Here is a 7738-nt window from a genome sequence, read left to right as displayed (position 1 = left end):
GCACCCGCCGTCCGCCGGCCTGGCGCACCGCGAACCCAACCGACCGAAGGAACAGGAACGAACCGTGAAGATCAATGTGGACCGTGAGCGCTGCGTCGGAGCCGGTCAGTGCGTGCTGGCCGCCGCCGCCGTCTTCGAGCAGAACCGCGAGGACGGTCTGGTGGAGCTGCTCCAGCCCGAGCCGTCGCAGGACCTGCACGACGCCGTGACCGAGGCGGAGCTGATCTGCCCCTCGGGCGCGATCGAGCTGCAGTCCTGACCGCCGCCACCCTCACCCACGACACCAGTTAGGCGGGATGGAAACCGTGAAGGCTCTCGTGCTCTCGGGCGGTGCGGGCACCCGGCTGCGGCCGATCACCCACACCTCGGCGAAGCAGTTGGTGCCGGTCGCCAACAAGCCCATCCTCTTCTACGGCCTGGAGGCGATCGCGGACGCCGGGATCACCGAGGTCGCGATCGTCGTCGGCGACACGGAGGCCGAGATCCGGCAAGCCGTCGGCGACGGCTCCGACTTCGGACTCGACGTCACCTACCTGCGCCAGGACGCCCCGCTGGGCCTGTCCCACGCCGTCCTCATCGCCCGTGACTTCCTCGGCGACGACGACTTCGTGATGTTCCTCGGCGACAACTTCGTCTTCGGAGGCATCACCGACTTCGTGGACGAGTTCCGCAAGGAGCGTCCGGACTCCCAGCTCCTGCTCACGCGGGTGCCCAACCCGTCCGCCTTCGGTGTGGCCGAACTCGACGACCTCGGACGGCTGGTACGCCTGGAGGAGAAACCCGAGCAGCCCCGCAGCGACCTCGCGCTGGTCGGCGTGTACCTCTTCGGCCCCGCGATCCACGAGGCGGTGCGCGCCATCCGTCCTTCCGCTCGCGGCGAGCTGGAGATCACCGATGCCATCCAGTGGCTCCTGGAACGGGACCACGACGTGCGCACCACCGTGATCAACGGGTACTGGAAGGACACCGGAAACGCCGCGGACATCCTCGACGTCAACCGCAGACTGCTGGACCTGCTGGAGCACCGCGTCGACGGGGACGTGGACGAGACCAGCGAGATCGTCGGCCGCGTGCACATCGACGCCGGTGCCGTCATCCGCGGCTCACGCATCGTGGGGCCGGCGATCATCGGCCCCGGCACGGTGGTCGAGGACTCCTACATCGGGCCGTCGACGTCCATCGAGCAGGACTGCGTCATCCGCAACAGCGAGATCGAGTTCTCGATCATCCTGAGGGAGTCCCGGTTCGACAGCATCCGCCGTGTGGAGGGCTCCCTCGTCGGACGCAACGTACGGGTCTCCCTGGGCCCTCGCATGCCCGCCACCCACCGGCTCGTGATAGGCGACCACGGGCGGGTGCAGATCTCCTCATGACCCGACCGAACCCCGACCCGTCCGCCGCCGTCACGGGTGCGGCCCGCATCCTGGTGACCGGCGGCGCCGGCTTCATCGGCTCCCACCACGTGCGGACCCTGCTCGGACCCGGCGGTCCGGCCGGTGTCACCGTCACCGTCCTCGACAAGCTCACCTACGCGGGCAACCCGGCCAATCTCGACCCCGTGCACGGCCATCCGGCGTTCTCCTTCGTCAAGGGCGACATCCGCGACCGGGAACTCGTCGACGACCTCATGGCCGACCACGACGAGGTGGTGCACTTCGCCGCCGAGTCCCATGTGGACCGCTCGATCCTGAACTCCGCCGAGTTCGTCGGCACCAACGTCCTGGGCACCCAGACCCTGCTCGACGCGGCCCTGCGCCACGGCGTCCGCACCTTCGTCCACGTCTCCACCGACGAGGTGTACGGCTCCATCGACACCGGGGCCTGGACGGAGGAGAGCCCGCTGCTCCCCAACTCCCCCTACTCCGCGTCCAAGGCGTCCTCCGACCTGCTGGCCCTCGCCCACCACCGCACCCACGGCCTGGACGTGCGGGTGACCCGGTGCTCCAACAACTACGGCCACCACCAGCACCCGGAGAAGGTGATCCCGCTGTTCGTCACCCACCTCCTCGACGGCCACAAGGTGCCGCTGTACGGGGACGGCGGCAACGTACGCGACTGGCTGCACGTCGACGACCACGTGCGGGGCATCGAACTGGTCCGCACCCGCGGCCGCGCGGGCGAGGTCTACAACATCGGCGGCGGCACCGAGCTGACCAACCGCCGTCTGACCGACCTCCTCCTCGACGCCTGCGGCGCCGCGCCCGACCGCGTCGAGTACGTCACGGACCGCAAGGGCCACGACCGCCGCTACTGCGTCGACTGGTCCAAGATCCGCGACGAGCTGGGCTACCGGCCGCGCCAGGACTTCGCCGCCGGCCTCGCCGAGACCGTCGCCTGGTACCGGGAGAACCGGGCCTGGTGGGAGCCGCTCAAACCGACCGCGGGGGTGACCCGTTGACCGGCCTCGACGCCATCGTGGTCGTCGGTGCGGGCGCCGCCGGCGCCACCACCGCCGAGACCCTCAGACGGCAGGGCTACGAGGGCCGCCTCACCATCGTCGGCGCCGAACCGCACGCGCCGTACGACCGGCCGCCCCTGTCCAAGCAGATCCTCTCCGGCCAGTGGGAGCCGGACCGCATCCGGCTGCGCGGGCCCGACGTCCACGACCGCCTCGGTATCGACCTGCGCCTCGGCACCGCCGCGACCCGGCTGGACACGGCCGGCCGCGCGGTCGAACTGGCCGACGGCAGCCGGCTGCGCGCGGACGCGGTCGTCGTCGCGACCGGCGTCCGCCCCCGCACGCTGCCCGGCACCCGGGGACTGAAGGGCGTCCACGTCCTGCGCACCCTCGACGACGCCCTCGCCCTGCGAGCGGCCCTGGGTGAAGGACGGCGGCTGGTGGTGGCCGGGGCCGGTCTGCTCGGCACGGAGGCGGCCCTCGCCGCCCGCTCCCTGGGGGCCGACGTCACCCTGGTCGGCACCGACCCCGTACCGCTGCTCGACCTGCTCGGGCCACAGGCGGCGGGACTGGTCGCCGCCGTCCACCGCGATCTCGGGCTGCGCGTACGACGGGGGAAGGTGTCCGGGGTGACGGGTGAGGCGGGCGCCGCCACCGGAGTCCTGCTTGCCGACGGGACGCGTCTGCCGGCGGACGTGGTGCTGGTCGCGACCGGTTCACTCACCAACACCGAGTGGCTGGCGGGCAGCGGGGTCCGGGTCGGGGACGGCGTCGTCTGCGACGAGCTGGGCGCGGCCCGGCCCGGGGTGTGGGCCGCGGGCGACATCGCCAACCGGCCCGACCCGCGCACGGGACGGCGCAGACGGTGGGAGCACCGCACACAGGCCACCGAACAGGCGGTCGCGATCGCCCGCAACATCCTCGCCGGCGCCGGCGCCCGGCCCGTCGCGCCGCTGCCGTACTTCTGGACCGACCAACACGACCTGAGAATCCAGGTGTTCGGTGAGCTCGCCGGTACCGACCGCTGCCACATCGTCGAAGGCAGCCCCGCCGAACGCAGGTTCACGGCCGTCTACTGCGCCGGGGACCGGGTCCGCGGCGCCGTCGCGGTCAACCTGCCGCGTTCCGCCCAGCAGATCCGGCCCCTGGTGGAGAGCGAAGCCGTGTGGACGGGGCTGCCCACGGCGGCCCCTGCCGGCCAGGGGCACTGATCACGAGCTGTCGACGGTCGCCGGCTCGATCAAGGCGAGGGCCTCCCGTGTGGTGCCGCGGCCGTCGGCGAAGGACCGTGCGTCCGGGGGCCGTCCTCGTGAGGTGAACGGCGAGCCGGAGCCGGCGATGACCGCCAGGGTGACCCCTCCCCGAGGATCAGGCCGCCCCGCAGGCCGGGTGGCGATCCGGCCGCGACCGTGCACACCGGAGCGGAGTGCGGGGCCGCCGTCCGCGGCGGTGCGTGCCGCGGACGGGGTGCGGCCGGTCGCCAACAGCGGTTCGCGTTCGCCGTGCAGCGCCGCCCGGTGGATCACAGGACGGGCCGCCCGTGGCGTTGCCGGCGTCCGCGCCGGCCGGCCACGGCACTCCGGCCGGTGCAGCCGACGGGCGGCGGCTAGGGCGGCGAGGTCGAGGGCGTGGGCGAAGGCGAGGCCGGGCGCGAGGCGTGACCGTCACGGCTTCAGCCACCCGGCCCTCCCGACGGTAGGTCGGGGCGTTCACCCGGCGGGCGGCGCGGTGGCACGGCCTCACCCGTGGGGGCGGTCCGTCAGGACAGCCATGCGTCGGGCGCCGGGCCGCCGCGTCCGACGGGCGGGAAGAGGTCGTCGAGCCTCGCCACGAAGGATTCCGGCAGAGGGGAACGCAGCGCGGAGAGAGCCCCGTCGACATGCCGCTCCGTCCGCGGGCCGATCACCACGCCCGTCACACCGGGGCGTGAGAGTGCCCAGGCCAGCCCCACCTCCGCGGGATCGAGACCGTGGTCGGCGCAGAGCTTCTCGTAGGTCTCGACGGTGTCGCGGCACCGGTCGAGGGCCTCGGCGGCCCGCCCCTGGGCCGACTTCACGGCGTCGTTCTCCCGCAGCTTGCGCAGGACACCGCTGAGCAGACCACCGTGCAGCGGCGACCACACCAGCACCCCGAGGCCGTAGGCCCGCGCCGCGGGGATGACCTCCAACTCGGCGTGCCGGGTGACCAGGTTGTAGACGCACTGCTCGGACACCAGGCCGAGCGTGTTCCGGCGCCGGGCCGCCTCCTGGGCCGACGCGATGTCCCAGCCGGCGAAGTTGGACGAGCCGACGTACCGCACCTTGCCCTGGGCGACGAGCAGGTCCATCGCCTGCCACACCTCGTCCCAGCCCACGGACCGGTCGATGTGGTGCATCTGGTAGAGGTCGATCCAGTCCGTGCCGAGCCGCCGCAGCGACGCCTCACAGGCGGCGACGATGTTGCGCACGGACAGCCCGTGCGCGTTGAGACCGTCTCCCATGGGGTCGCCGACCTTGGTCGCGAGGACCACCTCGTCACGCCGGGAGGGGCTCTTGGCCAGCCATCTGCCGATGACCTCCTCCGTGTGCCCCTTGTACACGCGCCAGCCGTAGATGTTGGCCGTGTCGACGAAGTTGATGCCCTCGGCGAGGGCGTGGTCCATCAGACGGTGCGCCTCGGGTTCCTCCACCCGGCCGCCGAAGTTCACGGTGCCGAGGACCAGCCTGCTGACGCGCAGACCCGTCCGGCCCAGCTGAGTGTGCAACACGTAGTCATCCTCGTCGGTGAGGGCCGGCCCCGGTGTCCTGGCCGCCGGCCGAGGGAGTGCCGGGGTCCGGCGTCAGGATGGGCCACAGACCGGCGCGTGCGTGGTAGATGTTGACGATCACCAGCATCAGCAGGGTGAACACGCCGTACTGGACGCCGTTGAGGGCGGGCACCACGTGCACCGGCAGCGTGTACGCCATCAGCGTCCGGATCCCTGAGTCCACCAGCAACCCGATGCCCCAGATCACCGTGGTGACCCGCCAGATCCGCCGGAAGCGGGGTTCCTCGTCCCAGAGTCGGTCCCAGTCCCGGCCGCCCCTGGTACGCCGCTCCAGCAGCCGGCGGGAGAAACCGAACGCCAGCGGACGCCTGCCGCGCAGGGACACGAGGAAGCCGAGTCCGGCCACCGCCGTCAGCCAGCCGTCCCGCACCAGCAGCAGCCGCGCGCTCCCCCCGGCCAGCGACACGACGATGCCGAGCACCAGCATCGTCGTCACGAACACGCCGAGCACGTCCACCCGTCGCGTCCGCGCGAAGCGCACCAGCGTCGCCACCGCCGGGACCACGGCCCCGGCGGTCAGCGCGATCACATCGCTCACTCCCGCCGCCGTCAGCCCGTAGTACAGGCCGACGGGTATACCGAGGTCCACCAGGACGGTCAGCGGCAGCGAAGGCCCGGAGCCGGTGCGAGGAGCGCCGGTTGCGGTGACCTGACCGTCGGCCGGTCCGCGGGCGGCGTCCTTCGGGGACTGTCCCGGGAGTGTGCTTCCGCCGCTGGTCATGAGTTCTCCGTCCGGTGGGGGCCTACGGAACGGGTACCGGGTCGCCCTATGCCGAGGCAGTCCGGCATACGCACAGCGTACGGGCGATCACGGCCACGGGCCCGCCGTCACCGACCTCAGCGCGCCAACCCTTTGGAATTCCCTAGAAGTCGGCGGCACTCCATCGCCCGCCGGCTCCCCGGTGTTAGCGTCGGGCGCCAGGTCCACCAGGGCAAATGCCCCTTTTCGCCGCGGCCGCAGGAATCCGACGCGCGCACCGCCGCCCCGGCACACCGAACCCTGTCAGCCTCCGCAGACCAGGAGACATCCGTGACCGACGTTCAAACGACTCCCGGGTCGGCTGCGCCGACCGAGTCCATACCCACTCCGGACTCCCTGGGCCTGAAGGAGATGCGCGAGGTCATCCGCAACATCCCGGGCTACATGTCCCGCCTGCGCGACAAGCACGGCCCCGTGGTCCGCATCCCCATGGGGAAGGACGAGGTCTTCCTCCTCAGCGACTTCGATGTCGTCCAGGACGTGATCGTCGCCTCCAGCCGCCGCTTCGACAAGGACACCAAGAAGACCGGCCCCGGCCCCGACGACTGGGGCGCCAACCTCGAGACCATCCTGGGCCGCAACGTCCTGGGCAAGGGGCTGGTGACCAGCGTCGGCACCTACCACCGCAGGCAGCGACGGCTCATCCAGCCCGTCTTCCACCGCAAGCGCATCGCGGGGTACGGCTCCACGTTCGCCGCCATCGCCGACGAGGCGTCAGCAAGGTTCACCGACGGCGAGAAGTTCAACTTCCACGAGTCCATGTACGAACTCGCTCTCGGCATGGTCACCCGCACCCTTTTCGACGTGTCCCTCAAGAGCGAGGCCGCCGAAAGCATCCGTACCGCCTTCCCGCGCGAGGGCGGCCCGCTGCGATGGGAGTTGAGCCCCTTCGGCAAGGTCCTGCTGCGTCTCCCGCTGCCCGCGAACCGCCAGCTGAAGCGCGGCCTGCGGAACATCGACGACATCGTCTACGCCATGATCGAGGAACGGCGCAGGGGACCCGGCGACGGCGCGGACCTGCTGTCGGTACTGCTGACCGTCACCGACGCCGACACCGGCGAGCACCTCACCGATGTCGAGGTACGCGACGAGGCCGTCACCCTGCTGATGGCCGGTCACGAGACTTCCTCGGGCGCCCTGACCTGGGCCTACCACCTGCTCGGCACCAATCCGGAGACACGCGAGCGGCTGCACGCCGAGATCGACGAGGTCCTCGGTGACAGGCTGCCCACCGTCGATGACCTGCCCGACCTGAAGTACACCGACGCCGTGTACTCCGAGGCGCTGCGCCTGTACCCGCCGGCCTGGAACCTGGTGCGGCGTTCACTGGAGGACTACACGGCCAACGGCTACCACATCCCGCGCAACAGCGTGGTCATCTGCAGCCCGTACGTCCTGCACCGCGATCCCACGTGGTGGCCCGAGCCCGAGCGGTTCGCCCCCCAGCGGTTCCTGACCGAGACCGACCCGTCCGACCCGCTGGCGGGCCAGGCCAAGGCCGCCGGCCGACCCAGGCTGGCATACCTTCCCTTCGGTGCCGGACCCCGCCAGTGCATCGGCAACGTCTTCGCCCAGATGGAAGGCGTCATGGCCCTGGCAACCCTCAGCCGCCACTGGGAGTTCGAGCCGGTCGCCAAGGGGCCCGTCCGAGTCGCGAGCGACATCACCCTGCAGCCCCGCGGCGGCCTCCAGATGATCGCCCGCCGTAGGCGCTGAACGCCGCTGACCAGGGGAGAAGAAGTAGAAGTCTCCCTAGATCACGAGCTGCCCACGG

The 7738-nt window shown here is 71.5% G+C and carries 8 protein-coding genes; 5 read left to right on the top strand and 3 right to left on the bottom strand.

What is annotated here, in order from left to right; genetic code table 11:
* Positions 1 to 64 precede the first annotated feature (64 nt).
* Genes AC067N_RS36850 through AC067N_RS36835 form a run of 4 tightly spaced genes read left to right on the top strand, consistent with a single transcriptional unit; the run spans position 65 to position 3609 of the window.
* A complete protein-coding gene (locus AC067N_RS36850; RefSeq protein ID WP_468105210.1) occupies positions 65 to 259 on the top strand; it encodes a ferredoxin in 195 nt (64 codons plus the stop codon).
* Positions 260 to 305: 46 nt separating this feature from the next.
* The gene (locus AC067N_RS36845) at positions 306 to 1373 is read left to right on the top strand and encodes a glucose-1-phosphate thymidylyltransferase (RefSeq protein ID WP_478683315.1); all 1068 of its coding nucleotides are present in this window, start codon (positions 306 to 308) and stop codon (positions 1371 to 1373) included.
* Positions 1370 to 2398, top strand: coding sequence for a dTDP-glucose 4,6-dehydratase (gene rfbB / locus AC067N_RS36840; protein WP_478683314.1), 1029 nt, complete (start codon positions 1370 to 1372; stop codon positions 2396 to 2398). The genes AC067N_RS36845 and rfbB overlap by 4 nt, the downstream gene beginning before the upstream one ends.
* Positions 2395 to 3609 carry an NAD(P)/FAD-dependent oxidoreductase gene (locus AC067N_RS36835; protein ID WP_478683313.1) on the top strand — a complete coding sequence of 405 codons (1215 nt, stop codon included), beginning with the start codon at positions 2395 to 2397 and terminating at the stop codon, positions 3607 to 3609. Before rfbB ends, AC067N_RS36835 begins: the two co-directional genes overlap by 4 nt.
* On the opposite strand, the gene AC067N_RS36830 is transcribed toward AC067N_RS36835, so the two are convergent.
* The 3 genes from AC067N_RS36830 to AC067N_RS36820 all read right to left on the bottom strand — a co-directional run bounded on the left by AC067N_RS36830 (position 3610) and on the right by AC067N_RS36820 (position 5925).
* The gene (locus AC067N_RS36830; protein ID WP_478683312.1) at positions 3610 to 3924 is read right to left on the bottom strand and encodes a hypothetical protein; all 315 of its coding nucleotides are present in this window, start codon (positions 3922 to 3924) and stop codon (positions 3610 to 3612) included.
* A 233-nt stretch (positions 3925 to 4157) separates the two neighbouring features.
* Entirely contained in the window at positions 4158 to 5144 is a 987-nt protein-coding gene (locus tag AC067N_RS36825) for an aldo/keto reductase (RefSeq protein ID WP_478683311.1), read from the bottom strand.
* A gap of 4 nt (positions 5145 to 5148) precedes the next feature.
* On the bottom strand, positions 5149 to 5925 hold the full coding sequence (locus AC067N_RS36820) for a VC0807 family protein (RefSeq protein ID WP_478683310.1): 777 nt from the start codon (positions 5923 to 5925) through the stop codon (positions 5149 to 5151).
* Positions 5926 to 6234: 309 nt separating this feature from the next.
* On the opposite strand from AC067N_RS36820, the gene AC067N_RS36815 reads away from it, so the two are divergent.
* Complete coding sequence (locus tag AC067N_RS36815) at positions 6235 to 7680, top strand: cytochrome P450 (protein WP_478683309.1); 1446 nt, start codon at positions 6235 to 6237, stop codon at positions 7678 to 7680.
* The last annotated feature ends 58 nt before the right edge of the window (positions 7681 to 7738 follow it).

Source organism: Streptomyces sp. NPDC042364, assembly GCF_056437585.1.
This window is presented reverse-complemented; position numbering and strand designations above follow the sequence as displayed.